The following is a 25,063-nucleotide window of genomic DNA, read 5'->3' as shown; positions in this document are numbered from 1 at the left end:
TAACGATCTTTTAACAATAAAAGATCATCATTATTAGCTTTCATGGAAATTCTCTTGAGAAAATGCTAAGATAAAGCATCTTTTCCATGCAAAAGCACATCATGATGAGCTTCATTGCACCGCTGATCGCGGCACGCAAGGCAGCCGGCCTGACGCAGGCGGAACTCGCCGATCAGGCGGGGTTGTCACGCATGACCGTACAAAAAGTGGAGTCTGGCGCGTTCGATCCGCGCCTGTCGACCGTGCTCGAGGCCGCGCGCGCCCTCGGCCTCGAACCGATGCTGGTACCGGCGGGTCTGCGACAGGAGGTCGAGGCCTTTCTTCGCTCCGGCGGCAAATACCTCGCGCAACCCAGCGGCATCGCCGCCCCGCCCTCCATCGTCGAGACGCTTGCCGGCTAACCAGCCATGGGATCACGCCACTGCTCATGAACATCAAATACCTGCGCGCGTACCTGCACATGCCCGATGGAACACGCCGCCCCATCGGCTATCTGTCGCAGTACGGTGACATCCTGCGCATGTCGTTCGATGAAGACTACATCGCCGACGCCCAGCGGCCGGCGCTCTCCCTGGCCTACCGCGGCGCCAACGAGACGGCGACGCGAGCCATTCTCGCGTCGCCCCACGATGCGCGTCTCGTGCGCACCGACGGCCGTTGGCCGATGTATTTCGAGAACCTGCTGCCCGAGGGCCATAACCGCGAACGGCTCGCCGCCGAGCGCCGCTGCAGCCCCGACGACGAGTTCGAACTGCTCGCCGCCGCCGGACACGACCTGATGGGGGCACTCGAGGTCGAGCCCGTGCCCTTGCGCGAGGGCGTGCCCGACATCGTGCATCGCTGGCACACGGCGCTGGGTCTCGAGATGGTGGAACCCGGTTTCGTCGATACGCCGGTGGAAGACGCCGCATCGCTACCCGGCGTGGTGACCAAGTTCTCGGCCGTTCGCGATGGACGGCGCTACGTCGTCAAGCGCCAGGGGCGTGCGGGCTCGGTCATTCTGAAGTTGCCGACGACGCGCCACCCGGATCTCGTGGAGAACGAATTCACCGGCTACCGACTGTGCGAGGCCCTCGGCCTCGATTGCGCGAAAGCCGAAATCATCTCGCGACGCGATGCCGACTTGCCCGAGCAGGTACCGTTCGAACATATCCTCGCCGTGCCGCGCTTCGACCGGCTGCCCGACGGACGGCGCGTGCATATGGAGGAATTCGCGCAGGTGCTGCAATATCCACCGCGCAGCAAGTACGGGCGCGGGCTCGATATCGACTACACGATGATGCTGCGGGTGCTGGATCAGCTATCCGCGCAACCGGTGCGCGACGTACGCGAGTTCTTGCGTCGTCTGATCGCCTTTATCCTGCTAGGCAATACCGACGCCCACCTCAAGAACTGGGCATTGATCTACCCCGACGCCCATACGCCGCAGTTGGCGCCGGTGTATGACCCGGTGTGCGTCGCCGCCTTTTTTCACGACGTGCCGGCATCGCATTACGGCGTGAACCGGGCGATCGACAAGACGTTGCGGGCATTCGACTGGGCTGCCCTCGACGCGCTGCTCAAGGGCGCTGGGCTGCTTCGCGTGAGCCGCCTGAGCGCCATCGCGCGGGAGACCGTCCGAGACGCTCAGGCCCAATGGCCGGCACTGCTCGCGGACGCCCCGGCCGCCGTGCGCGCCACCGTGCTCGAACGCCTGAACGGCGGCGTGGCGCTCACGACCTGAGACCGCAGCGACCTTAGCGGGCACCCGTCGGCTTACCGCGCCTTTCGACGGGCGTCGTGGCGCGCCCAGAGGAACATCAACATGCCGGCGCACGACAGCAGGACACCGACCCACCCGGTCGACGTCCAGCCGTAACCTGCGGAAATTGCCACACCACCGAGCCATGCACCGGCGGCGTTGGCCATGTTGAACGCCGAATGGTTGAGCGCCGCCGCAAGTGTCTGCGCCTCACCAGCCACATCCATCAGGGGAATCTGCAACGCCGGGCCGATGATGATGATCGTGCCGATGGCGAGCACGTTGACACCGGCCAGCCAGGGACTCGATGCCGTGAAGGTGAAGGCACCCAGGAGAAGCGCCGACCAGATCAGCGTGCCGCCGATGGCGCGCATGAGCGACGCGGCCGCGACCAGGCGCGGCCCGACGACTGTACCCGCGACCATGCCGACACCGAACAATGCCAGGTAGAACGGCACCCACGCTTCCGGAACGCCGGCGACTTGCATGAGCGTCGGCTTGATGTAGCTGAACACCGCGAACATGCCCCCGAAGCCGATCGCGCCGATGCCCAACGTGAGCCACACCTGGGCGTTACGCAACGCGCTCAGCTCGCGCATCGGACTCGCGCCGTGAGGGGCCGGCACATTCGGTACCCAGCGCCAGACCATCACCGCTGTCAACGCGCCGATGAGGCCGACAAGGACGAACGCAGCACGCCAGCCGAGCCACTGCCCGAGACCGGCGGCCAGGGGCACACCAAAGAGCGTGGCGAGCGTCAGCCCCAGCATGATCTGCCCCACCGCGTGCACACGACGATGTGGCGGAACGAGCGATGCCCCCACCAACGCGGCGACACCGAAGTAAGTGCCGTGCGGCAGGCCGCTGAGAAAACGCAACACGATCAGCGCGAGGTAACTCGGCGCGAGAGCGCTGGCCAGATTGCCGATGGCGAACATCGCCATGAGCGCGATGAGGAACGCACGGCGCGGCAGGCGCACTCCCAGCACGGCGAGCAGCGGTGCGCCGATCACGACGCCCAGTGCATACGTGCTGATCGCATGGCCGGCTTGTGGAATGGTGATGTTCAGGCCTTGGGCGACGTCGGGCAACAGCCCCATGATGACGAATTCGCCGGTACCGATGCCGAAGCCGCCCATGGCAAGCGCCACGAACGAGAGCCAGACGGGAATGGACGACGGAGGCAACGCTTCGGCCGCCTGGGCGGGCAGGATTTGGGAGGCACTCATTGGGATTGGGTCATGACAGCCAGTCCGGGACTGGCGAGGTTGTCGGCAACGACAAGCGAACGATATCGGGCGCGGCAGGCGGTGGATGTCCAACCTGGCGCGCGTCGCCGCCGACCCATAAAGGAGGCCGATTCTACGCCAACGCGACAAATTCTGCAGACAGCACGCCGCGACGCCGCTGCCCGGAGCAGGCGATCACTGGTGACGTGTTTTCGCGCGCCACTGACCGGATACTTCGTCCTTTTCGTAGGTCTTCTTCACTGCGGCCCAAGCCACTTTGTGTGCCGTTGCTTCACGCGATTCATGACCGCGCCGCTCGCCGGGATCCCGGTATTCTTCCCAGGCGGCATTGAACGCCTTGAGGTAAATCTCCTTCGCGTGCGCGGGCAAGTGATCCTTGACGCTTGCCGGCAGCTCCGCGGTCTGACGATAAGGCATGACTTTCCTCCGTTGGCGATCCGGCCCTGACGGACAGGAGTCGCTCCGTGTGCCGCCGCTGCCCGTCAAGTGGATCGCCCAAAGCGGACATATTTGCCCGGCGGCCGCAGCGGCGGCTCCTCAACCGGGGGATCCAGCGGTCTGTCGGGTGGAGGCGTCGGCGACGGCTCGTCCTCGTCGGGCGGCGTTTTCGGCGGCGGTGTCCCGGGCGGCTTGCCTGGGTCGTACGGCTCAGGCAGATGTGCGTACCGTCGTGGCGCTTTCGTCATCCAGCAAATCTCGGATTGACTCGACATGAGCAAGACCTCACCGAGCTTAATGCCAATAGGGGTCGACGGTGTAATACGTATGCACCTGTTCGGCCCATTGCATGTCAGCCATGCTTGGCCAATGATCCTTGTCGAAGCCTGGCGCCTTCTTGAGCGCTTCCTTGTCGATATCCAGAATGAAACGCTTGTTTCCGACGTCGAGCTGCAAGGCATGCCAAGGAATGGCAAACAGCTTGTCGCCCATGCCGAGAAACCCGCCGAACGACAGCACCGCGTAGGCGACTGTGCCGCGTTGCACGTCGAGCATGATGTGCTTGACCTTCCCGAGGCTTTCGCCCGCGCGGTTCACAACGTCTTCAGCATCGAGCGTGTCGGCGGCCATCACCGACGGGCCTGGCCCCTCGGGCAACTTGTGCGAATCGCCTACGATGCGGGCGCCTGACTGGGGCGTTTCGCCCCGACCGGTTTGCAGGGTCATGATCTTCTCCTTCTTCCAGTAATGTCGAGGCGCGCGGCACGCGCCGCCGACGGGGAGAGAATGCGGTTACTGTTGCGATTTCCGTTGCGGTTACTTGCCCATTACCTTGATGTCGTCCTTCACATCGACGACGCCTTCAACGCCCTTGACCGTGTCGACGACGAGGGTCTTCTGAGCGGATTGCGGCACTGAACCGGTCAGGTGCACCACGCCATGACGCGTCGTGACATGCACCTTGGTCGAAGGCACGTCCTTCTTGGCGAGCAATTCGGCCTTGACCTTGGCAGTGAGTGCCGAATCGTCAATCTTGCGGCCGGCATCGCTCATCACGCCGCTGGCGCCCGACTGATCGGCAATCTTGATGATGCCGCCCTGGTCGAGGGCATGCGCGGCGATACCAGTCGTAGCAAGTGCACCGGCCATGACGAGTTTGAGTAGATTGGCTTGTTTCATGATTAACCTCCCGAAATTGAGTCGTCGCACCCATGGCATCGCTGCCTCGGGCGTCACCTCCGGCACGTTTGACGTGCCGCACCCCTGCGGCGACCGAGTCTTAGGTGATCCCTTCCCTGGCATTGAAATGCGGGGAGTCTTTCCCTGCCTTCGGCACCCGGCAACCTTTTGCGTGAAGGGTTTGCCCGAATGTCCGCTTGTTCTGTAAAGCGATGTCGCCCGAGTCAGATCTTGTGACCCTCCTGACTTTCTCCGGGACGGCTCATCGGCTGCGTGCGCCGCTCGTGCAATCGGTTGTCGACGCCGCTCACGCCGGGCACTTTCGAGACGATCGCCTGTACCTCATGCTGCATCCAGCGCTCCGGTACATTGCCGGTAAGCAGCGCCAGCCCCGAGGTCACCGTGACATCGATGTGCGAAATATCGAGGTCGGCCACGACGGCTAGCCGCCGATGAATGTCGTCTCGTATAGCCGCATCGCCCGACTGCTGCGCCTCATGCGGTTGCGCGGGTGTCGGACGCTCGCCCGCGGGCGCCGACGCGCCGGTTGTCTCGGCGTCACCGTCCTCGTGCGTCAACGCGTGCTCCTCGTCCGCCGTCCTTGGGCGGGATGTCCCATGCGGTACGGACGCAATCGGTGATGGGGGAATGCGCTTCGCCATGACAACCTCCTATACGGCCGTCCGTGCTTTGGTGAATGGCACCCGACCTGTTGAAACCGATTGTAGAGAGCCCGTCTCGTTTGGCGAATCGGCGGAGTCCGAAAGATGTGTAGGCGGACACCGTCAAACGATGCAGCGCCGAGGTCGCATTGAAATTAATTTCAATTAAAATCAATTACTTGAAATTCACATTTCATGTAATTTGGAGAAAAAAGTGGCGACATTCGGACAATGTCGCGTCCCAATTCCCTCACTCCATCGGACGATTCCTGCGAAGCAGTCCTCCACCGGACCCTACGTCGACCGACGGCGTGCCTCGACTTCGGGACGCTCTACCTGCTTACCGGCACCATTCACACCGCGGTCGGTTTCATGATCATCAGCAACATCTACACGTCCGTCGGTTACCTGGCTCACGAGCGTCTTTGGGCGCGTATCAAGTGGGGCATTGTTGAAACGTAGCGATGCGTTCGTTCGTCATGGCAGCGGTTGAGCGACGATTGTCTTGCCGACGAGCGGCGCGAGTGTCGGTCCGAGGGCCTTCAGGAGCTGGACGGCCATCGCGCTAGTGTAGGTATAGTGCGTCGCGTAGGGCTCGTGCACATAGGCGCTCAACACGCCGTAGAAGCGGTTTCCGATCATGAACACGAATGTCGCCGTGCGGTTGACCTTGCGCGATTCGATGAGCTTGGCGCCGCGTGCATAGACGTTGAAACGCTGGTCGCCGGTGCCGGTCTTGCCGTAAACCTCGAGCGTGCGGCCCGAGCCTAGCGGCAGGCCGTCCGCGAGGCGCTTGCCCGTGCCGCCCGTCACGACGTCACGCAGCAGACCCCGGACGACGTCGACGATGGCGGGTGAAATCACGACCTGCCCCACGTCAAATGCGTGGGAAAAATGCGTCTCATATGGCGTGGCGGCCGCGAACGTGAGCGAACTCAGGCTTTCCTGTTGCACCTTTCGGCCGTCATTGGCGATGATGCCCATTAGTGTCGCAAGCGCGGCTGGCCGGTCACCCGCGGCGCCGATGGCGCACCCATAGGACGGCGTGATGCGATTGAATGGATAGCCGAGCGAGCGCCACGCGCGCACGATGGGGGCGTAGGCCTGAAGCTCGATCGTTTCCCGGATTCGGCGGTCTTGGGTGGCGTGAAAACGCGTCTTGAAGAGCCACGAGTACGATTCGAGACGCGCGTCGCGGCTCGCATCGCGCAAGTCGCTCTCGGTGGCTTGCGGATGGGCACGAAGGTAGGCGAGCAGCCAAAGCTCGACCGGATGCACGCGCGCAAGATAAGCGCGGTCGTTCAGGTCGAACTTGTCTGGTCCGTACTTTGCATATAGCCCCGCCATCTCTTCGGCGCTCATTGAGGCCGCCGGCGTGCCCTTCAGCGCCGCGCGCATCTGGCCCTCGAACCAGGCCGGCGAGCCGTCAGGCGCCACGCTACGCAGGGCTGCCGCGAGCCTGACGGGCGACTTTGGCATCCCCGCGACAAGCTTCGCCACCGCCTGGTCAGCCGCAAGCCCCGCATACCTTTTATTGAAGCGGTCGAGAAAGGTCAGGCTCTCTTCGTCGGCAAAGCGTGTCAGATACTGCTGCCGCAGCACCGGATCCGTGAGCCAGTGCGCCGACGACCCCGCCTGCCTGACCATCTCGTAGTGGACAATGTCGCGCATGAGCCTCACGAATACGAGGTTGACCGAGCGCTGGAACGCTTCGTGCACGGTCAGGATGCGGCCGTTGTCGACGGGCTCGAAGTTCGAGAACGCCTGTTCGCCGCTGCCGGTGTGAAAAACTTCGCCGGGATTGGCCGAGTACTTGCGTTCGACGGCGGCCGCCAGCATCGCCGGCAGCGAGCGGTCAGTCGTGTGCTCAACATAGTTGACCGCCCAGGATGTCAGTGCGTCGAGCGCATCGGGCTTCACGCGCGCGAGTTCGGGGGGTGTGAGCGAAGCATAGTGTGCGTGGAGATCGGAGACGATCTGCAGATACAGGATAAGGGTGCGCAGCTTCGCGGTTGACCCGAGATTGAGGCGCGCCCCCTGGTTGATATCGAACGGCTCGTTCACAGTGTCGGTTTGCACGCGCAGCACATTCTCACCGCGGCGGCGCTCATAGAGCGAGAAGCTGAAGGCGATCTTCGCAGGATCGTCGCCGGGGCGAAGCATCTCGAAGCCGTAGAGGCCGGCCTGCTGCGCGCCAGCCACCGTTTGTGCACGCGCAAGCTGCTTGCTGACGGCTTGCTCGAGCGCATCGGCGAGTGTCGAGCTGGCAGTGAGGTCGAGGTGATCGAGCGCGTAGGTATTTTTGAGGCCGAGTGCCTCGAGCAAATGCGCGCGCAATACCGAAATCGCCTTACGTTTGGCAAATGGGATTGCCGGCGCGGTTGCCAGGCCGTGCCGTACCTGCAGGGGCTGACCGAGCGCGGCGTCGCGAAGCCGCGCCGAGATAATGTGGTTGTCGGCAAGCAGCCGCAGGTAACTGTTCGTCAGCGTCTCGAGCGCTGCATTGTTCCGTGTAAGGAAATACGACGGTGCGCGTTGCGCGATCAGGAGTGAGAGCACCTGCTTGAATGCGAGCGCTTCGTTGGTGAGTCCGCCGTTGACAGGCGCCCCGGTTTGACCTCGAGCGTCGGTGTCGAGCGCTGCGAGCAAATGGTTCGCCTCGTCGAAGTCGCGGCCGTACCAGGCCACGAGCCCATCGCCAATGCCTTCGATCTCGCCGATGCCCGGCTGCGCACCAAGCGGCTCTGTATTCAGGTAGGCGACGATGATCCCGCGGCGTGCCGGGAGCGTCCGTTCACCGCCGAGATAGGCGCGCAACGCCGCCGAGACCATCTGCCGGAGCTTCTCGGACGGGTTGACGGTACGCCCCCCCGGCGAGTGACGATATTTCTCGATCTGGGTTGCGAGCGTGCTGCCGCCGGGCATTGCATGGTGATGGAGCACGTGTTTGAGTGCCAGATCAATGACGGCGAGCGAGAAGCGCTTCCAGTTGATCGCGGGATTGAGGTACGGTTCAGCGGCATCGAGCAGTGATCGGTCTTCGATGAAGGTCAGCGCATCGGCAACAACCGGTGGTACAGCGTCGAAATTGGCGTAGGTGCGCAACGGGTAGCGCGCCCTGTAAAGCGGCGCGCCGCTCTCGTCGAAGAGCTGAAGACCGGCTTGCGCCTTTTCCTCGTAGGGAACGAAGAGTCCCTGGTCTGCGATGCGGGCCATCGTGGCTGAGTCGCGCGCCTGTGCCGTGACGACGAAGCCACGTGCGGTGAGGCGAGCGGCAAACTCGGGTAGTCGCTCATAGCCCATGCGCAGGTCGTAGGGACCGCCGTGGGAAGGGAAGCGGATGGTGTCGCTCGGGCCTTGCGCAACCCTGAAGGAGACTTGGCGGTCAAGTGCCGCAAAGTACTTCGCCTGGAGGCGCGAAGTCTGCAGCTCGCGTGCCACGAAATAGACCCCAATGGCGCACAGTGACGCGGCCGCAATCAAGAGAAGCCATTTCAGACGTATGCCAAACGGCTTTGTCGCTACTGCGCGCAACGTCGAATTGGCGGGCGGGCGGTTCATGTCAGTTCCGGAGGACGCCCGCATGCAAGCATGCGTGGCGGTGGACGTCCAGCGTACCTAGTGTCGCGCTTGTGAATTCGCGCTTGTCAATAGTAGTTTAGTCACGCCCGATCGCCGATGCATTGGGGGAAGCCTGCATCGCCCCCCGTTCGGCTCACGCAATGAAATCAGCGGCCATGTCGGCATCGGTGCGCGCCTCTAGCTGACCGTCACGACATGCCTTTCTGAACACCTCGTAGTCGCGTTCGACCTGGTCGGCGTAATCGGTCGCGTAATGGACCAACGCTTGCGCGAGCCGGTTGCCTTTGCCCACATACCCAACCAGCTCAGCCGCACAACCGCCCGCTTTGGCGTGCGCGCGCGCCAGTACCCATCCGCAGAGCCCGGCGTACTCACGGAAGCCGTCGGCGCGGAACAGCTCGAATTGCGCCGACACCTTCATGTCGCGCAGTTGACGTCCATACACGCTGCGCCCGAACGGGCCGCTGCCCCAGCCCAGAAAGGCGTCGGAGGCCGCCTGCATCAGTCGCTGCCCCTCCACGACGCGACGCCCGTCGTGCTTCGACGAGGCGCTTTTGAAGAAGCGCGAGACGACCGACTTCGACGCCTCCTTGAACTGCAGGAAGAGCGGTTGCTCGTGGGTATCCATCATCAGCAACACCAGACACCGGGTGCCGACGCTACCGACACCCACGACCTTGAACGCCAGATCCTCCTGCGTGTAGCTCGACAACATGAGCGCACGATCGGGCGAGAGCGAGTTCAGATAGCTCTTGTAGACGGGGGCGAACAGCGTGCGCCAATCGCCCAGGCCGAGCCAGTCGTCTTCCGTGCCGAACAACGTGGTGGCGCCGTGCACATGGAAAATGCTCGGTGGTGCATCACGAATCTGCCAATGATCGCCCACCTGCTGGGCAAACTTGGGAAGCACGTTTTCATGCGTGCGCCCGGTGGCGCGCGCAATGCCGCGTTTCACGCCCTCGCGCACGCGCTCGCTTTGAGCGAGGTCGAGCATGCGCTCGAACGTCACCTGCTCATGCCATAACGCAATCGTCGGCATGTGGGCGTATTCATTCAGGCGCCGCGCGTACGTCTGTACCGCCGTGCGCACCATCTCGACGCCCAGCGTATCGCCAAAGCCGAATTGGCGGGCGGCCAGTACCAGGCTGGCGCACAAGCGCTTTAGATCCCACTCCCAAGGCCCGAGCGCGGTCTCGTCGAAATCGTTCAGATCGAAGATCAGGGTGCGCTCCGGTGTGGCAAAGCCGCCGAAGTTGGCCAGATGGCAATCGCCGCAGATCTGGAGCGTGAGACCGGTGTGCGGGGTACCCGCCAGATCGTGGGCCTGGACAATGGCGCTGCCCCGATAGAAAGCGAAGGGCGACGCGAGCATGCGTCCGTAGCGCAGCGGCACGAGCGCATCGACGCGTCCCTCGCTGCTGGTGCGCAGCAGTTCCACAACGTCTCGGTCGACGTTGCCGACATGCGCGTGGCTACCACGCGGTGTGGTGTCGCGCAGCTTGCGCCCGGCAGCGATGCGGGCTTCGAACGGCACGACGGGAACGGTGGGCGACGTTGCGACCGGAAACGCGGCGGAAGATGCGGCGGGGCTGGCCGTGGCCGAGCGCGAGGCAGACGACAATTTAGCGGGCATGACTGGCTCCCTGTTCGTGCAATGCCGCAGCCACTCCACACACGCCACCGGCACGGGTGAGCGCACCGCAAGACGGCACTTTTCACGGCGCCAGCGGGGCATTTAACTATCAAAATTGACGTGGCGCGAGGAAATCCCGCGGAAATCAGGCAAAATTGAGGGCTGCCGTAATCTACCGCCCGCCGGCACCCGACGTCATACGCGTGTCATGTCCGAGACTTCGTGATTCTGGCGGTTGGCCGCCCAAGAGGGGCGCAGGTGATGCAGCTGATGCACGCGACGCCGCGTGCCGGGTCTCCACCCACGACACGGCTCAAGACGGGCATGGACGGATTATTCCCCATGATATCGGCAGTGTCGAGCGTCGGCACGACGCGCCCGGACGTCGGCGAAGTCCCCCGCTCACGCGCCACCCGACCCAATCGGCCGAGCGCTGTCGGAAACATTCCTACGTGCCCCTCAACTATCGGCCGTCCTTGCCGATAACCAGTTAAGCAGGACTTTTCGGTCGGTTCTCATATGTCCAGTTCGTACAGTGGTTGGCTCGTCGCACTATCGCTCGCGGTTGCCGTGCTTGCGTCGTACACCGCACTCGACCTTTCGGGTCGCATCTATCTCCTGACACACCGCGGCATGCGTCACGCGTGGCTTGCCGTGGGTGCGGCCGCGATGGGCATCGGTATCTGGTCGATGCATTTCATCGGCATGCTCGCGCTGTCGCTCGCGCCGTTCGGGGCGCCGCTGGGTTCGCACGCCAACCTCGCGCTAGGATACGACCCCCTTATTACCTCGGCCTCGCTCGGCATTGCCGTCGTTATCTCGTGGGCGGCGCTCTGGCTGGTCGCCCGCGAGCACTTCACCAAGCGACGGCTGGTGACCGCAGGTGTCACGCTCGGCCTCGGGATCGCGGCCATGCACTACACCGGCATGGCCGCCATGAAGATGAATCCGAGCATCGAGTACGATCCAGCACGCTTTGCCGCCTCGATCCTGATCGCGATGGCGGCGGCCACGGCGGCACTGTGGATTGCGCGCACGCTGCGCGACGGCAGTCTGCGTTACGTCATGGCCAAACGCATCGGCGCCGCTGGGGTCATGGGACTGGCGATCACCGCCATGCACTACACCGGCATGTCGGCGGCCAACTTTGTGCCGGGCGCCATCTGTGGCGCGGCGGGCGGGGTGAGCTCCCCGTGGCTGGTCACGACCGTCAGCCTGTTCACCTTCCTGATGCTCGTCACCACCCTGCTCGTCTCGCGCCTGGACGCCCGCACGAGTTTCCTGGCCAACTCCGTTCTGCAGCTGAACTCGCAGATCGCGAGAATGGCGACCTACGATGCGCTGACCGATCTGCCCAATCGTCGCGCCTTGCACGACTCCGCTGCGCGCATGCTCGTGAACTCGCGTCGCGACGAGCGCCGTTTCGCGGTGCTGTTCATGGATCTGGACGGCTTCAAGACCATCAACGACTCGCTCGGCCACAACGTGGGCGACGACGTATTGCGCGCGTTCGCCAAACGGCTTCGCAAAAACGTCAATGGCGACGATGTGGTCGCCCGACTCGGCGGCGACGAGTTCGTGGTACTGCTGGGCTCCCTGTCGTCACCGGCGGTCGCGGGGCGCGTGGCGCAACGCCTGCTCGACGATATGCGCGACGGACTTCGCGTGGGCAATCAATCGCTGCACGTCATGCCCAGCATCGGCATCGCCGTGTTTCCGGACGATGGCGATACCATCGACATGCTGCTCAAGCACGCCGACACGGCCATGTACGAAGCCAAGCGCGCCGGGCGCGGCATCTTCCGCTACTTCGAGCCGCGCATGAATGCCGCCGCCCAACGCACGTGGGAGATCCAGCAGGCGCTGCACGACGCGGAACACGAGCAGTATTTTTCGCTTCACTTCCAGCCGAAGTACCGGGGCGACACCGAGGCGCTGGCGGGTGCCGAGGCATTGCTGCGGTTGTCGCATCCCACCTTCGGCGAACTGCAGCCGGCCGACTTCATCCCCGTCGCCGAGCGCACCGGACAGATCGTGCCGATCGGCTATTGGGTCGTGCGGGCCACCTGCCGACAGATCAAGGAATGGGACGCCGCGGGTCTGCCGCCCGTCAAGGTCGCGATCAACCTCTCGCCGCGCCAGATGGCCCAGTCGCAACTGGTGGAAAACATCGTGGAGATCGTGCGCGAGGCGGGCATCGCCGCCGACCGGCTCATGTTCGAAATCACCGAGACGGTGGCCATGTTCGATGCCCAGCACACGATCGACGTGATCCAAGCCTTCCACGAGCAGGGTTTTGAAGTGGCCATCGACGATTTCGGCACGGGCTATTCGAGTCTGGCGTACTTGCAGCGCTTCCGCGTCAAGCAATTGAAGATGGACCGCTTCTTCACGAGCGGGCTGGACACCTGCGGCCGCGAGGGCAGCGCCGTGGTCTCCGCCATCATTGCGCTGGCGCACTCGCTCGATATGGATGTGGTGGCCGAGGGCGTCGAGACGCCGTCGCAGCGCGAGGCGCTCAAGACCCTCGATTGCGACGAACTGCAAGGCTTCCTGCTCGGCAAACCCGTCACCGGCGACGCCTTCGCCCGGATCTTATCGGCGCTGCCGGGCGCCCCCGGTGCGCCGGCGATGGCCTGAGCATCGGCCATCCGGGCTCGCCCGGTCGGGGGCGGCAAAATGCCCCGCAGGGGTGGCGCCGGGGTTGCCGGCACCGGCTGGAACGACCGTGTTACTTCACCGGGGTCAGGATCGGCGCGCCCTGTTTCTTGATCAGGAACACGACAAACTTGGCCGGCCGCGTGGTACTCGCATTCCGCCCCACCGTATGAATGTCGTTGGGGCCTTCGTGGAACGTATCCCCCGCCTTCAGCGTCACCGTTTTGCCCCCCTTGACGCCCATGACAATGCTTCCCTCGAGCACATACACAAACGCTTGCGCGTCCTGACGGTGCACGGGGTCGACTGCGCCCGGCGGATACTCCACAACGATCATCTTGACTTCCTTGCCCGGGTACTCCGGCAACGGCGTCGAACGCAGCGGCACCACCTGCGCCTCGGGCGCGGCCGTGACCGGGCGCACCCCCATCAGGCACAGGCACATCAGCGTTGCGCCGAACAAAACCATTCGTTTCATGACTTCACTCCATCGGGGGCCTTCGTCGGCCCGAAAAATCAGCCTTCGCGCGTTTGGGCGAGCCACTGGTCGAGACCGATACGGCCGATCGTCGCGTCGCCGAGCGGAACAAGCGACAGTTCCTCGACGATGCCGCCGTAGTACCGCGCGTTACGATCCGTCACGACCGGGCGCGCATCGCCCTTCGCGCTCAGATAGCGCGCAATGATCTGCGCCAGCGACGCGCGGTCCGGGCCGGCAATGTCCATCGTGGCGTTACGCGGCGCCGCGAGCGCCACCTGTGCGAGGATCTCGACGATGTCGTCCACAGCGATCGGCTGGAACAGCCCGTCGCCGACGCGCACACTGTCGCCATCCGTGCTGAAATCCGCGATGCCGCCGATGAACTCCATGAACTGCGTGGCGCGCACAATCGTGTATGGCACGCCAGCGGCTTCGATCGCAGCCTCCTGCGCGACCTTGGCCGTGAAATACGCGTTCTCCGGCATGCGGTCGGTACCGACGATCGACAACGCAACATGATGACGCACCCCCGCGGCCACCTCAGCCTTGCCGAGATTGCGAGCCGAGGTGCGGAAGAAGTCCAGCACGGCCTGAGGCTCCCAGGACGGTGCGTTCGTGACATCCACCACGACATCCGCGCCGACGAGCGCGGCATCCAGACCTTCGCCAGTCACGGAGTTGACGCCGGTACGCGGGGACGCGGCGAGCGCCTGATGGCCTGCCTGGCCGAGCCGGGTGACGAGACGTGAGCCGATCAGGCCCGAACCACCGATTACCACGATTTTCATGACAGATTCTCCAAGGGGCAACTGAACGCGCGAGACGCGTACTGAGCGTGGCATCGCGTGGAAGTGTCCTCGCCATGGCATTGCTTAAGGGCAGTATGTAACAATCATGTCGTAACAATAAGGGCCAAAAATCATCGATCCGACTAGTCCAAATCAACTTGGCCCGCCCTCATCCACGAGACACCCATGCCCGCACGAACGCCCTCCCTGGACATTCAGATAGATCGCCAGCGACCGCAGCCGATCTATCTGCAGATTTGCGAGCGTTTCAGGACGGCGATTGCCGCGGGGCATCTGCGTCCTGGAGATCGCGTGCCGGCACTTCGCAGCCTCTGCGCGCAGTTGAATACCGCCCGCGGCACCGTCGAACTGGCCTATACGATCCTTGTCGACGAGGGTTATCTGCAGATGCGCGGCGCGGCCGGCACGTTTGTTTCCCCGTCGCTGCCGCCGTCAATCGTGCATTCGACTTACGGAACAGGTCACCAAACACCGCAAGGTGTGCCGCACACGGAACGAACGAACGTGGAACGCGCCGACCCAGCGAAATCGTCAACCGCGTCACCGAGTCGACCGGCACCGCCCCACGTGTCCATCACTGTCGCAATGAGCGGCGAGCCACGACCGTTGCAGGCCGGGCAACCGGCGCTCGACGCGTTTCCCCGCAAGATATGGAGTCGACTGGTTTCGCTTCGTGTGCGCAGCGGCGATCGCGCGATGCTCTCGTGCCCGGATCCGATGGGCTACCGGCCGCTTCGAGAACGCATTGCCACCTATCTGGGTCTGTCTCGCGGTGTCACGTGTCTGCCCGAGCAAGTGTTCGTGACCGGCGGCTACCGCGCGACGCTTGAACTCGTGTTGCGCAGTCTCGCGAAACCGAACGATCGCGTGTGGTTCGAAGAGCCCGGCTATCTGCTCGCGCGCGATTTTCTGTCCGAGTCCGGCATGCAGTTCGTCCCCGTGCCGGTCGACGATGAGGGGATCGATGTAGAGCGCGGCATACAACTGGACCCGGAAGCGCGCTTCGCCCTGGTCACGCCATCGCACCAGAGCCCGCTGGGTCATACGTTGTCGCTCGCAAGACGCCTGGCACTGCTGAATTGGGCCGAGAAAGCGTCTCGCTGGATCATCGAGGACGATTACGACAGTGAATTCCGATATTCGGGCAGGCCGTTGCCGGCGCTGAAGAGCCTCGATCGGCACGATCGCGTGATCTATTGCGGCACGCTCAGCAAGCTGATGTTCCCCGGCCTGCGGCTCGCTTACGCGGTGGTGCCGGAGCGTGCCGTGGAGCGCGTCGCGCGGGTGGCGTGCAGCATGAACACCGGCTCTCCAGCGCTATTGCAGGCCGCCGTGGCAGATTTCATGGCGCAAGGCCATTTTGCGCGACATGTGAAGCGAATGCGCACGTTGTACGGACAGCGGCGCGTCTGGATCACACAAGCGCTGACGCAAGCGTTCGGCGAGCGAATGCGTCTGGATTTGCCGCACGGTGGCATTCAGTTCGCGGTGCAATTCCCAGAAGGCCCGCACGGCCCAGTCGACGACGTTGCCGTTGCCGCCCGGGCCAGCGAGGCGGGACTTGCCGTGTTGCCCCTCTCGAGCTGGTATGCGAACGGGCATACATCGCACACGCCGCGCGGCCTCGTGCTTGGCTTCGCGAACGTCGCCGATGCCGGGGAAGCCACTCGTCTCGCGCAGACGTTGCGCGCATGCCTGGACGACTGACTTGCTGACCGACGGTTCGCCAATGCCGACAAATATCAGACACCCCGCGCTACCTGTCTCATGGCCGGCGCACGCGACGCAACACTGACGTTGTCGGCACGCCCGCATGGCTCACGCGACGCTTTTTTCCCGACAGGTTGCCGCGCCCGGACGATAACGTCATCGGCGCGGCCAGCATCGACTGATACGTTGCCGCCAATGCCTCCTGCGCGCTGACCTGCTCGCGCAGCCTCGCCACGACTGCATCCTGCAGTGCCTTCGCGGCCCGCATCGCGTGCTGTGCCTCGGTCATCGCCGCAAGCCCGGTTTCGGCATCCTGCAGTTGACGCTGCACGTGTTTGCGCTCCTGCTGCAGCGACTTGATCGACTCGCGCGCGGCGTCCAGTTCAAGCATCAAGCGGCGTTCATTGGCTTCGGCCCGCTCGCCAAGCCGGGTGCGCTCGACATCCCAATGGGACCGTTGCGCCGCGTGTTCCTCCTGAAGCGCATGCGTACGCTCACGCGCCACCGACAGTGCCTGCCGCGATGCCACCGCATCGGCTTGCGCCTCAATCAACAACGCCTCGGCGCGCCGCGCCTGCGCCTGTGCTTCCTCCCTCGCCTGACGCGCATCCGCCGCCGCCGTCTCGGCAGCGGCAATGCGCTCGTGGAGCACGGCCCGCGCCTGCTCCAGCGCCTCGCGATCCGCTGCCAGCTCGGCTTCGCGCGCGTCCAACACTGCGCGCCGCGCCGCTTCGTCTTCCGCCAGGGCAGCACGCCCCTCGTTCAACGCCAGCGCCCACAGATCGAGCGCGGCACGCGCCACCGATTCCGGCATCGTCACGCCATCCGGTAACCCGGGCGCGGCGGCCGTCGCGCCTTGCAAGCGCGCCCCCAGTCCGGCGAACCACGCATCCAGATAAGGGCTCACGGTATTGGGCGAGCCGCGCCCCAACTGCTGACGAATTCGCTCGATGGTCGGGCGCTGCCCCGCCATCAACAACGTATCGGCCGCCGTCCAGACGTCGTGCGCCGAAATACCTCGCCCGCCTTGCCGCGGCAACGGCGTGGACATGGCGGACGTCGGGGTTTGAGGCGTAGTCATCACGTAGCGCTCCTGAATATCGAGGGCATTGCCAAATAACCCACGATAATGGAAGATTATCGTTAGCTATTTGTTGATTTGATTATATTTAGTACATATTACATATTAAATCATATGTCCGGTAAAAAAATAACACCCACGCGACCGTGGCCGGCCGAATCGGCGCCCAGCGCAGCAATGGGAGGCGCGTCGGCCCTCGGTCTGCCCCCACCGCGAAATCCGGCGACGCTCCATGACGACGCGCTCAATGCGGCACAATCGCTCGCCCGGGAAGGCGACTCGCAGAACACGCGTCAGAGCTATCAATCGGCCATGCGCTACTGGATGGGCTGGTATCGCCTGAGGTACGGGCAGGCGCTCGTCGCGCCGCTGCCGGTCGCCGTGATCGTGCAGTTCGTGGTCGATCATGCGCTGCATCAAGGCAAGCACGGTCTCAGAACCGAGATGCCAGACGCACTCGACGCCGCACTCGTCGCTCAAGGCCTCAAGACCCGTCTGGGACCACCGGCGCTCGCCACACTGCTCCACCGATTGAGCGTCATCGCCAAGCTGCACACCTCGCGCCACTTGCCGAACCCGTGCGCGGAGCCGGCGGTGCGCGAACTCCTGGCAAAGACACGTCGTGCCTATGCAAAGCGTGGTGTTCGCACGGCAAAAAAGGAGGCACTGACGCGCGAGCCTTTGCGTGCGCTATTGGCAACCTGCGACGACACCCTGCGAGGCAAACGCGATCGCGCGCTATTGCTGTTCGCATGGGCGAGCGGCGGCCGCAGGCGCTCGGAAGTCGTACGGGCGACATGCGAAAACGTGCGGCGCAGCGGACCCGACCATTACGTCTACACGCTCGCTTGGTCGAAGACGAATCAGCAGGGCGCAGACCTGCCCGAGAACGAAAAACCGGTCACGGGTGCGGCGGCCGTGGCGCTCACGGATTGGCTGACGGCGGCGGACATCACGAAGGGGGCGATCTTTCGGCGCGTTCGACGCGGCGGTCACGTGGGCGAACCGCTCTCCGAGGCCGCCGTGCGCGACATCGTGCGCGAGCGATGCGCACTCGCCGGTCTCGAGGGCGACTTCTCCGCCCACTCGCTGCGCGCCGGCTTCGTCACCGAGGCCGCGCTTCAGCAGGTGCCACTGGCCGAAACCATGTCGATGACGGGACATACGAGCGTGGCGACCGTCATCGGCTACTTCAGGCGGGCCGATATGCAGCGCTCGCGCGCCGCCGATCTGATGGGCGCCGAGGAGACGGGCGGAACCCACGAAGGCCCCGGCGAACGTGCGGGCCCCAAAGCGTGACCCCGATATCGCGAGCCAATGCCCCCGCCGATGCTGCGGGTGGTCGACATAAAGATACATTTTAGTGATATCTTTTGTCGCACCGGGCGTATGCCATAGTGAATCGACTCCCTGCTGCGACGGGTCCGGTTTCCCCCTACCGAACACTCAAAGGTGCAGATCGTCATGTCAAGCTCCACTGCCTCGCAATCCCGCCACCGCGCACTCATCGAACGACTTGGCCTGTCGACGCCGATCGTTCAGGCCCCGATGGCCGGCACGTCCACGCCCGCCCTCGCGGCAGCCGTCTCCAACGCAGGCGGGCTCGGCTCGATCGGTGTCGCCGCGATGAATGCCGACGCCGCTCGCAAGGCCATTCACGACACGCGCGCCCTGACGCGCAAGCCGTTCAACGTCAACGTGTTCTGCCACGCGCCCGCCAAGCTCGACGCGTCGCGCGACGCCGCCTGGTTGGCGTATCTCGCCCCGGAGTTCGCGCGTTTCGACGCCGCGCCTCCGACCACGCTCGGCGAGATCTACAAGACGTTTGCGGCCGACGACGCCATGTTTGCCATGCTTCTGGAAGAACGCCCGGCCGTGGTCAGCTTCCATTTCGGACTGCCGTCGCAGGAGAGAATCGATGCACTGCACGCCGCGGGCATCGTGCTGTTCGCCTCGGCGACGAACCTGGCGGAAGCCAAGACGATCGAGGCTGCAGGGGTCGACGCTATCGTTGCGCAAGGGTATGAGGCAGGCGGTCATCGTGGCCGCTTTGAAGATCTCGGCGACCGCGTGCCGAGCGATGACGAGCAACTGGGCACGCTGGCGCTGGTGCGGCTGATCGTCACGCACACGTCGGTGCCGGTGATTGCCGCCGGCGGCATCATGGACGGCGCGGGCATCGCAGCGGCCCTCGCGCTGGGTGCGCAGGCCGCTCAACTCGGGACTGCCTTTGTCGCATGCCCCGAATCGTCGGCCGATGCGGCCTACCGCGAACGGCTGACCGGCGGCGCTGCGCCGCGAACCGCCTTGATTCGTGCGATCTCCGGGCGTCCGGCCCGCGGCTTCGTGAACCGCCTCTATGCGCTGGAGCAAGCAGCCGACCGCCCCGACCTGCCTGCCTATCCCGTGACGTATGACGCAGGCAAGGCGATCAACGCAGCCGCCAAGGCCAAGGGCAACAGCGACTACGCGGCCCAGTGGGCCGGTCAGGCGGCGCCGCTGGCTCGCGCCATGCCCGCCGCCGACCTCGTGGCCGCGCTACGAACCGAACTGCGCGAGACGTTCAACACGCTACGCGAGCTTTCCGCCACCTACTGAGCGAGGTACGCCGGCAAAGGTCAGTGACTGCCGCCGAGATAGGCGGCGCGCACCTTGTCGTCGTTGCGCAGGTTTTCCGCCGGGCCGTGCACGGAAATCTGGCCGTTCTCCAGCACGTAGCCATAGTCGGCCACGGCCAGCGCGGCCGCGGCGAACTGCTCCACGAGCAGCATCGTCACGCCCTCCGACTTCAGGTTGCTGATAATGCGGAAGACCTCGTCGACCAGGATCGGCGCCAGCCCCATCGACGGCTCGTCGAGCAGTACGATATCGGGGCGCAGCATCACCGCGCGGGCCATGGCGAGCATTTGCTGCTCGCCGCCCGACAGCGTGCCGGATAACTGATTACGCCGCTCTTTCAGACGCGGGAACAGGTCCATCGCGCGCTCCAGATCGGCCGCCACATCGCCGCGCGGGCGACTACCGGTCAGACGCGGAAAGGCACCCAGGCGCAGGTTGTCCATCACCGACATGGTCGAGAACACGCGTCGGCCTTCGGGGGAGTGCGCCAGGCCAAGCTTGGCGATGCGATGCGAGTCGAGTCCGTCGATACGCTTGTCACCCAGCGTGATCTCGCCTGCCGTCGGCTTGATCATGCCGGACACGGCACGCATGGTCGTCGTCTTGCCCGCGCCGTTCGATCCGATGAGTGTGACGACCTGGCCGCTCGGCACATTGATGTCGATGCCGTGCAGCACCTGCACCTTGCCGTAGCCGGCTTGCAGATTACGAATGGAAAGCATAGTGGTTCCGTTTGTCCGTCGTGGCTGCGGCACAGGGCATCGTCCCCGCCGTGCGCCGCATGCGCGAATGTCGTCAGTGCGCCGTCGATGCGCCGCCCAGATACGCTTCGATCACCTTCGGATCGGCCTGGATCTGCGCCGGCAGGCCCTCGGCGATCTTCTGTCCGAAGTCGAGCACGGAGACCGTCTGGCACGTGCTCATCACCACGTCCATGTGGTGCTCGATCAGGATGACCGTAATACCGTGGTCGCGAATCTTGCGAATGATCGTGAGCAATTCACGAATGTCGGGGGCCGTCAGGCCGGCGGCCGGCTCGTCAAGCAACAGCAGACGCGGATCGAGTGCCAATGCGCGCGCGATTTCGAGCAGACGCTGCTTGCCATACGGCAGGTTGCGCGCCTCCTCGTCGGCGAGCGACGCCAGCCCCACGAAGTCGAGCAGTCGCATCGCCCGGGCCCGTGCCGCCCCTTCCTCGCGCTTGTAACGCGGCAGACGCAGCGATACATCAATCAGCGTCGCGCCGAACGTGTGATGCAAGCCGACGAGCACGTTTTCCAGCGCCGTCATTTCGCCGAACAACTGCACGTTCTGGAACGTACGGGCCACGCCCGAGAGCGCAATATCCGACGACGAACGCCCCGCAAGTGACTGACCCGCGAACTCGATGCTGCCCGCCGTCGGCACGTAAATGCCCGTGAGCACGTTCATCATCGTGCTCTTGCCCGAGCCGTTCGGGCCGATCAACCCGTGAATGGTGCCGCGCTTCACACTCAGATCCACTTGATTGAGCGCTTTCAGGCCGTCGAACTGCATGAGCAACTGGCGCACGTTGAGCAGTTCGTCGGGACCGCCCGCCGCCGCTGTCAGGACCGGGTCGCGCTCGCCGTCGACCGACTCGTCGATTTGCGTGGCCGAGACGGTCAACGTGCGACGGCGATGCAGAATGCGCGAGCGCACGAAGCCGATGATGCCGTCCGGCAGGTAGTACACGACAAACAGAATCATCAGCCCGAAGATCGTCAGGCGCCAGTCGGTGATGCTGTCACGCCACCAGGTTACGCCGGCCAGGGCCGCCGTCCCCACGATCGGCACCGCCGCCTTGGCGAGCGAGGTGCGCCCGCGGGCGATGGCGGTCACCGCCACGACGGCGGTCACCGCGGCGATGGCTGTCGCGACGATCCGGAAGGTGCCGATGTCGTCGAGCAATTGCGGCAACAAGACGACGATCGCCGCGCCTAACAACGCGCCGCTGCGCGTCTTGCGCCCGCCCATGATGACGGCGAGCAGGAACAGGATCGTCAGCTCGAAGTTATACGTGTTGGGCGAGATGTACTGCTCCGAGTAGGCGTACAGACTTCCCGCCAGGCCGGCGAAACCGGCGCTGATCACGAACGCATACACCTTGTAGCGATACACCGACACGCCCATGCAGTCCGACGCCACAGGTGAATCCCGCAACGCCTCGAAGGCGCGCCCGAGATGCGACTTGAGAATCCGGTGCGCCACAAGCATGCTCGCCAGCAGCAACGCCGCCACCAGCCAGTAATACTCGGTCTCATTGATCGGATGCCCCCCGACGAGTGGCTTCGTGAGCGTGATACCCATGGGCCCGTCGGTCAGGAAATCCATCTCGTTGATGAGAATCTGGATGATGGTGCCGAACGCGAGCGTCACCATCGCCAGATACGGGCCGATGACCCGTAGCGCGGGCAAAGCGAGCACGGCGCCGAACGCGGCCGTAATCAGGATCGAGGCCGGAAGCGCGAGCCAGAGCGTGAGTCCGAGCTTGGTGAAGAACACCCCCGCCACGTAGGCGCCGATGCCGAACAGGCCCGCATGGCCCAGCGACACCTGCCCGGTGTAACCCACGACGATATCCAGCCCGAACAGCAGGATCGCGTAGATCATGATCGTCTCGATCATGTGGATGTAATAAGGATTGCCGATGGCCATCGGAAAACCGAACAGCGCAACGATGCCCACGATGGCAGCCAGCTTCGTGGTCACGCGCAGGCCGCCGAGATCGCGGGCCCCGCGTGCGGTGGAGGTCTGAGCGGTCATGGTTACACCTTCTTGATGGCGGTCTTGCCGAACAGGCCCGCCGGCTTCACGGCCAGCACGAGCAGCAGCAGTACGAGACCCGGCACGTCTTTGTAGCCGGTCGAAATGTAGAACGCGGTCGTCGTCTCCGCGATGCCGAGAATCACGCCACCCACGAGCATGCCCATCCCGCTCGACAGCCCGCCGATGATCGCCACGGCGAACGCCTTGAGCCCGAGCACCGCCCCCATCGTGGCGCCGGTGAGCGTGAGCGGGGCGACGAGCACGCCCGCAAACGCGGCCGCCATGGACGACAGCGCATACGAGAAGGTGATGACCAGACTGGTGTTGATGCCCATGAGTCCGGCGGCGTCGCGGTCGTTGGACGTCGCCACCACCGCCTTGCCATAAATCGAGCGCCGGTTGAAGAACTCGACGGCGGCCATCATGAGCAGCGCGCCGACCACGACGAGCAGCTCCATCGGCAACACGTTTGCGCCGAACAGGTGGATGGGCGACTCGGGCAGCGGCGAAGGAAACTTGAGATCGTCGCGTCCCCAAACGTTTTCCGCGACGTTACGAAAGATGATGCCCAACGCGATCGTCGACATGATCCAGCCGAACTCCGACTTGATCCGCAAGGCAGGCTTCACGCCGATGCGCTCGACCAGCGCCCCTTGCACGAGACCGAACAGGCAGACGATGGGGATCATCAGCCAGTAATTCAGACCCAGGGTATCGACCAGTGTCAGGCCGACCAGTGCGCCGAGCATCAGCGATTCGCCCTGGCCGAAGTTCAGCGTGCCGGACGTCGCGAACGTCAGTTGGTAACCGAAGGCGATCACGGCGTAGATCATCCCCAGCGCGATACCGCTGTAGATGAGTTGAATCAGGATGGTCATGCGGTCCTCTCTCGCGAGTGCGAGCCTACGAGCGATGCACGGGAGGTATTCGAGACGTGTGCCGCGCGCCGGTCCCGAGTGCCGGTGCATGGCCCGGTTGAACAGACGGCGCGCGCGCTGCCCCCGGACACCCCGTTGCCAGGGGCCCGGATCACAACCAACGCGCGCCGTTGCTCATCCGTCATGGCTGCAGAGCGCAACCGAAATGCAAGGGAGTGGGAGGGCGAGTTACTTCGCAGCCTTCTCGCGGACCTTGCTGCCCGCCTTCAGATCGCTGTCGTAGGCATACACGACACGGCCGCCCTTCACTTCGCCCATCACCGGAATATTGGCGGTGATGGCGTCGTGATCGTCATGCGTGAACGGGTGATCGTAGGTCGTGACCACGCCGTCGACCGGCGCCTTCAGGTCTTCGAGCGCGGCGCGCACCTTCGGGCCGTCCGTGCTGCCGGCTTGCTTGATGGCCGCGGCCAGCAGGTAGACCGAGTCGTAGCCCTGCGCCGCCGACACCGCCGAGTCGATGCGGTTGTTCTTCGGCTTGAACATGGCCAGGTACGCGTCGATGAAGGCCTTGCGCTTGGGCGTGTTGGGCTCCTGAATGAACGTTTGCGGCATACGGGCACCTTCGCCGTTCGCACCCGAGTTGTCGATGTAGTTCGACATCGCGAGCGTCCAGCTACCGACCAGCGGCAGCTTCCAGCCGAGCTTGGCCATGCCATTGGCGATCTGCGCCAGTTCCGGGCCAATGCCGTACGTGAGGATGACGTCAGCGCCGGCCTGCTTGGCCTTGAGCAACTGGGCCGTCATGTCGACGTCCTTGATGTTGAACTTCTCTTCGGCCACCGGCTTGATGCCCTTGGCGGCGAGCGCCTTTTCCAGATCCTCGCGTCCGAGCTGGCCGTAGTTGGTCGAGTCCGCGAGAATCGCCGGCTTCTTGAAGCCACGGCGCGTAATCGCCTCTTCCACGATCATCGGCGCCTGGATGCTGTCCTTGGCCGAGTTGCGGAAGACATAGTTATCGGCGTACTGAGGCGGTTTGAATTGCTGGGTGATGACCGTACCCGTCGCCACGTTGTTGAACACCGGAATCTTGGCGTCTTGATAGAAACGCTGCGAGGCAAGCGCCACGCCGGTATTGATGAAGCCGACGGTCGCGACCACCTTTTCCTTGTTGATCAGTTCCTGCGCGACCTGCACGCCGCGCTCGTTCTTCGCTTCTTCGTCGCGCTCGACCAGCACGATCTGGCGGCCCAGCACGCCACCCGACTTGTTGATTTCCGATGCGGCGAGACGCACGCCGTCGCGCATGGAAACGCCCATCGACGACGAGCCGCCGGTGAACGGGCCGGATACGCCAATCTTGATCGGATCGGCCGCCACAGCCATCGAGGCGGACAGGGCAAATGCCACGGCGCCAGCCATGACCTTGAATCGGAATTGCATAAGGGTCTCCTTCGGTGCGATGCGTTTCGATATGACGCTTTTCTGCTGCGATTTCCTGATGTCGCAGGCCCTGCCGTAGAATGCGCGACGCGCGAGTCGACTTCCCCCCGCC

The 25,063-nt window shown here is 64.2% G+C and carries 21 protein-coding genes; 7 read left to right on the top strand and 14 right to left on the bottom strand.

Going from position 1 to position 25,063, the window contains the following annotated elements; all coding sequences use genetic code 11:
* Nucleotides 1-86 precede the first annotated feature (86 nt).
* Together PCE31106_RS15505 and PCE31106_RS15500 are read left to right on the top strand one after the other, a co-directional pair.
* Entirely contained in the window at nucleotides 87-401 is a 315-nt protein-coding gene (locus tag PCE31106_RS15505; protein ID WP_017234356.1) for a helix-turn-helix transcriptional regulator, read from the top strand.
* Between the two features lie 26 nt (nucleotides 402-427).
* Nucleotides 428-1,723, top strand: coding sequence for a type II toxin-antitoxin system HipA family toxin (locus PCE31106_RS15500; RefSeq protein ID WP_437343822.1), 1,296 nt, complete (start codon nucleotides 428-430; stop codon nucleotides 1,721-1,723).
* A 32-nt stretch (nucleotides 1,724-1,755) separates the two neighbouring features.
* On the opposite strand, the gene PCE31106_RS15495 is transcribed toward PCE31106_RS15500, so the two are convergent.
* From PCE31106_RS15495 to PCE31106_RS15475, 5 genes are all read right to left on the bottom strand, one after another.
* Complete coding sequence (locus PCE31106_RS15495) at nucleotides 1,756-2,970, bottom strand: MFS transporter (RefSeq protein WP_150563878.1); 1,215 nt, start codon at nucleotides 2,968-2,970, stop codon at nucleotides 1,756-1,758.
* A 195-nt stretch (nucleotides 2,971-3,165) separates the two neighbouring features.
* Nucleotides 3,166-3,408 carry a ChaB family protein gene (locus tag PCE31106_RS15490; protein ID WP_150563877.1) on the bottom strand — a complete coding sequence of 81 codons (243 nt, stop codon included), beginning with the start codon at nucleotides 3,406-3,408 and terminating at the stop codon, nucleotides 3,166-3,168.
* Between the two features lie 315 nt (nucleotides 3,409-3,723).
* Nucleotides 3,724-4,155, bottom strand: a complete 432-nt coding sequence (locus PCE31106_RS15485) for a PRC-barrel domain-containing protein (protein WP_017234352.1) — start codon at nucleotides 4,153-4,155, stop codon at nucleotides 3,724-3,726.
* Between the two features lie 90 nt (nucleotides 4,156-4,245).
* Entirely contained in the window at nucleotides 4,246-4,608 is a 363-nt protein-coding gene (locus PCE31106_RS15480) for a BON domain-containing protein (protein WP_174975216.1), read from the bottom strand.
* A 224-nt stretch (nucleotides 4,609-4,832) separates the two neighbouring features.
* A complete protein-coding gene (locus tag PCE31106_RS15475; RefSeq protein WP_150563875.1) occupies nucleotides 4,833-5,270 on the bottom strand; it encodes a BON domain-containing protein in 438 nt (145 codons plus the stop codon).
* A 231-nt stretch (nucleotides 5,271-5,501) separates the two neighbouring features.
* On the opposite strand from PCE31106_RS15475, the gene PCE31106_RS24550 reads away from it, so the two are divergent.
* A complete protein-coding gene (locus tag PCE31106_RS24550; protein WP_150563874.1) occupies nucleotides 5,502-5,732 on the top strand; it encodes a DUF2061 domain-containing protein in 231 nt (76 codons plus the stop codon).
* A 15-nt stretch (nucleotides 5,733-5,747) separates the two neighbouring features.
* Here PCE31106_RS24550 and PCE31106_RS15465 read toward each other — a convergent pair whose 3' ends face one another.
* Nucleotides 5,748-8,831, bottom strand: coding sequence for a transglycosylase domain-containing protein (locus PCE31106_RS15465; RefSeq protein WP_150563873.1), 3,084 nt, complete (start codon nucleotides 8,829-8,831; stop codon nucleotides 5,748-5,750).
* A gap of 154 nt (nucleotides 8,832-8,985) precedes the next feature.
* Nucleotides 8,986-10,485 (bottom strand): DUF2252 domain-containing protein, encoded by a 1,500-nt coding sequence (locus tag PCE31106_RS15460; protein ID WP_174975214.1) that lies wholly within the window; start codon nucleotides 10,483-10,485, stop codon nucleotides 8,986-8,988.
* Nucleotides 10,486-11,004: 519 nt separating this feature from the next.
* Here PCE31106_RS15460 and PCE31106_RS15455 point away from each other — a divergent pair.
* Complete coding sequence (locus PCE31106_RS15455) at nucleotides 11,005-13,125, top strand: putative bifunctional diguanylate cyclase/phosphodiesterase (RefSeq protein WP_150563872.1); 2,121 nt, start codon at nucleotides 11,005-11,007, stop codon at nucleotides 13,123-13,125.
* 91 nt (nucleotides 13,126-13,216) lie between these two features.
* Here PCE31106_RS15455 and PCE31106_RS15450 read toward each other — a convergent pair whose 3' ends face one another.
* Nucleotides 13,217-13,621, bottom strand: coding sequence for a cupin domain-containing protein (locus tag PCE31106_RS15450; RefSeq protein WP_150563871.1), 405 nt, complete (start codon nucleotides 13,619-13,621; stop codon nucleotides 13,217-13,219).
* 38 nt (nucleotides 13,622-13,659) lie between these two features.
* Nucleotides 13,660-14,412, bottom strand: coding sequence for an SDR family oxidoreductase (locus PCE31106_RS15445; RefSeq protein ID WP_017234343.1), 753 nt, complete (start codon nucleotides 14,410-14,412; stop codon nucleotides 13,660-13,662).
* A gap of 186 nt (nucleotides 14,413-14,598) precedes the next feature.
* Here PCE31106_RS15445 and pdxR point away from each other — a divergent pair, with 186 nt between their 5' ends.
* A complete protein-coding gene (gene pdxR, locus PCE31106_RS15440; RefSeq protein ID WP_017234342.1) occupies nucleotides 14,599-16,140 on the top strand; it encodes a MocR-like pyridoxine biosynthesis transcription factor PdxR in 1,542 nt (513 codons plus the stop codon).
* Between the two features lie 58 nt (nucleotides 16,141-16,198).
* Here pdxR and PCE31106_RS15435 read toward each other — a convergent pair whose 3' ends face one another.
* Nucleotides 16,199-17,224 carry a DNA-binding protein gene (locus PCE31106_RS15435; protein WP_017234341.1) on the bottom strand — a complete coding sequence of 342 codons (1,026 nt, stop codon included), beginning with the start codon at nucleotides 17,222-17,224 and terminating at the stop codon, nucleotides 16,199-16,201.
* A gap of 177 nt (nucleotides 17,225-17,401) precedes the next feature.
* Here PCE31106_RS15435 and PCE31106_RS15430 point away from each other — a divergent pair, with 177 nt between their 5' ends.
* Both PCE31106_RS15430 and PCE31106_RS15425 read left to right on the top strand, forming a co-directional pair.
* The gene (locus PCE31106_RS15430) at nucleotides 17,402-18,523 is read left to right on the top strand and encodes a site-specific integrase (protein ID WP_150563870.1); all 1,122 of its coding nucleotides are present in this window, start codon (nucleotides 17,402-17,404) and stop codon (nucleotides 18,521-18,523) included.
* Between the two features lie 165 nt (nucleotides 18,524-18,688).
* Nucleotides 18,689-19,822 (top strand): NAD(P)H-dependent flavin oxidoreductase, encoded by a 1,134-nt coding sequence (locus tag PCE31106_RS15425; protein WP_150563869.1) that lies wholly within the window; start codon nucleotides 18,689-18,691, stop codon nucleotides 19,820-19,822.
* A 20-nt stretch (nucleotides 19,823-19,842) separates the two neighbouring features.
* Here PCE31106_RS15425 and PCE31106_RS15420 read toward each other — a convergent pair whose 3' ends face one another.
* The 4 genes from PCE31106_RS15420 to PCE31106_RS15405 form a co-directional block, all read right to left on the bottom strand.
* Nucleotides 19,843-20,565 (bottom strand): ABC transporter ATP-binding protein, encoded by a 723-nt coding sequence (locus PCE31106_RS15420; protein ID WP_017234338.1) that lies wholly within the window; start codon nucleotides 20,563-20,565, stop codon nucleotides 19,843-19,845.
* 73 nt (nucleotides 20,566-20,638) lie between these two features.
* Complete coding sequence (locus tag PCE31106_RS15415) at nucleotides 20,639-22,519, bottom strand: branched-chain amino acid ABC transporter ATP-binding protein/permease (RefSeq protein WP_051060217.1); 1,881 nt, start codon at nucleotides 22,517-22,519, stop codon at nucleotides 20,639-20,641.
* A gap of 110 nt (nucleotides 22,520-22,629) precedes the next feature.
* On the bottom strand, nucleotides 22,630-23,508 hold the full coding sequence (locus tag PCE31106_RS15410) for a branched-chain amino acid ABC transporter permease (protein WP_017234336.1): 879 nt from the start codon (nucleotides 23,506-23,508) through the stop codon (nucleotides 22,630-22,632).
* A gap of 228 nt (nucleotides 23,509-23,736) precedes the next feature.
* Nucleotides 23,737-24,951: an ABC transporter substrate-binding protein gene (locus PCE31106_RS15405; protein WP_150549775.1), complete on the bottom strand. Its 1,215-nt coding sequence runs from the start codon at nucleotides 24,949-24,951 to the stop codon at nucleotides 23,737-23,739.
* Nucleotides 24,952-25,063 lie beyond the last annotated feature (112 nt).

The organism is Pandoraea cepalis (assembly GCF_902459665.1).
GTDB classification, from domain to species: Bacteria; Pseudomonadota; Gammaproteobacteria; order Burkholderiales; family Burkholderiaceae; genus Pandoraea; species Pandoraea cepalis.
The sequence above is the reverse complement of the archived record's forward strand: the minus strand, read 5'-3'. Positions and strand labels throughout refer to the sequence as shown.

Coding starts and splice junctions, on each gene's coding strand:
- PCE31106_RS15505 (WP_017234356.1), top strand. CDS start 87: ATGCAAAAGCACATCATGATGAGCTTCATTGCACCGCTGATCGCGGCA.
- PCE31106_RS15500 (WP_437343822.1), top strand. CDS start 428: ATGAACATCAAATACCTGCGCGCGTACCTGCACATGCCCGATGGAACA.
- PCE31106_RS15495 (WP_150563878.1), bottom strand. CDS start 2,970: ATGAGTGCCTCCCAAATCCTGCCCGCCCAGGCGGCCGAAGCGTTGCCT.
- PCE31106_RS15490 (WP_150563877.1), bottom strand. CDS start 3,408: ATGCCTTATCGTCAGACCGCGGAGCTGCCGGCAAGCGTCAAGGATCAC.
- PCE31106_RS15485 (WP_017234352.1), bottom strand. CDS start 4,155: ATGACCCTGCAAACCGGTCGGGGCGAAACGCCCCAGTCAGGCGCCCGC.
- PCE31106_RS15480 (WP_174975216.1), bottom strand. CDS start 4,608: ATGAAACAAGCCAATCTACTCAAACTCGTCATGGCCGGTGCACTTGCT.
- PCE31106_RS15475 (WP_150563875.1), bottom strand. CDS start 5,270: ATGGCGAAGCGCATTCCCCCATCACCGATTGCGTCCGTACCGCATGGG.
- PCE31106_RS24550 (WP_150563874.1), top strand. CDS start 5,502: ATGTCGCGTCCCAATTCCCTCACTCCATCGGACGATTCCTGCGAAGCA.
- PCE31106_RS15465 (WP_150563873.1), bottom strand. CDS start 8,831: ATGAACCGCCCGCCCGCCAATTCGACGTTGCGCGCAGTAGCGACAAAG.
- PCE31106_RS15460 (WP_174975214.1), bottom strand. CDS start 10,485: ATGCCCGCTAAATTGTCGTCTGCCTCGCGCTCGGCCACGGCCAGCCCC.
- PCE31106_RS15455 (WP_150563872.1), top strand. CDS start 11,005: ATGTCCAGTTCGTACAGTGGTTGGCTCGTCGCACTATCGCTCGCGGTT.
- PCE31106_RS15450 (WP_150563871.1), bottom strand. CDS start 13,621: ATGAAACGAATGGTTTTGTTCGGCGCAACGCTGATGTGCCTGTGCCTG.
- PCE31106_RS15445 (WP_017234343.1), bottom strand. CDS start 14,412: ATGAAAATCGTGGTAATCGGTGGTTCGGGCCTGATCGGCTCACGTCTC.
- pdxR (WP_017234342.1), top strand. CDS start 14,599: ATGCCCGCACGAACGCCCTCCCTGGACATTCAGATAGATCGCCAGCGA.
- PCE31106_RS15435 (WP_017234341.1), bottom strand. CDS start 17,224: ATGACTACGCCTCAAACCCCGACGTCCGCCATGTCCACGCCGTTGCCG.
- PCE31106_RS15430 (WP_150563870.1), top strand. CDS start 17,402: ATGGGAGGCGCGTCGGCCCTCGGTCTGCCCCCACCGCGAAATCCGGCG.
- PCE31106_RS15425 (WP_150563869.1), top strand. CDS start 18,689: ATGTCAAGCTCCACTGCCTCGCAATCCCGCCACCGCGCACTCATCGAA.
- PCE31106_RS15420 (WP_017234338.1), bottom strand. CDS start 20,565: ATGCTTTCCATTCGTAATCTGCAAGCCGGCTACGGCAAGGTGCAGGTG.
- PCE31106_RS15415 (WP_051060217.1), bottom strand. CDS start 22,519: ATGGCCATCGGCAATCCTTATTACATCCACATGATCGAGACGATCATG.
- PCE31106_RS15410 (WP_017234336.1), bottom strand. CDS start 23,508: ATGACCATCCTGATTCAACTCATCTACAGCGGTATCGCGCTGGGGATG.
- PCE31106_RS15405 (WP_150549775.1), bottom strand. CDS start 24,951: ATGCAATTCCGATTCAAGGTCATGGCTGGCGCCGTGGCATTTGCCCTG.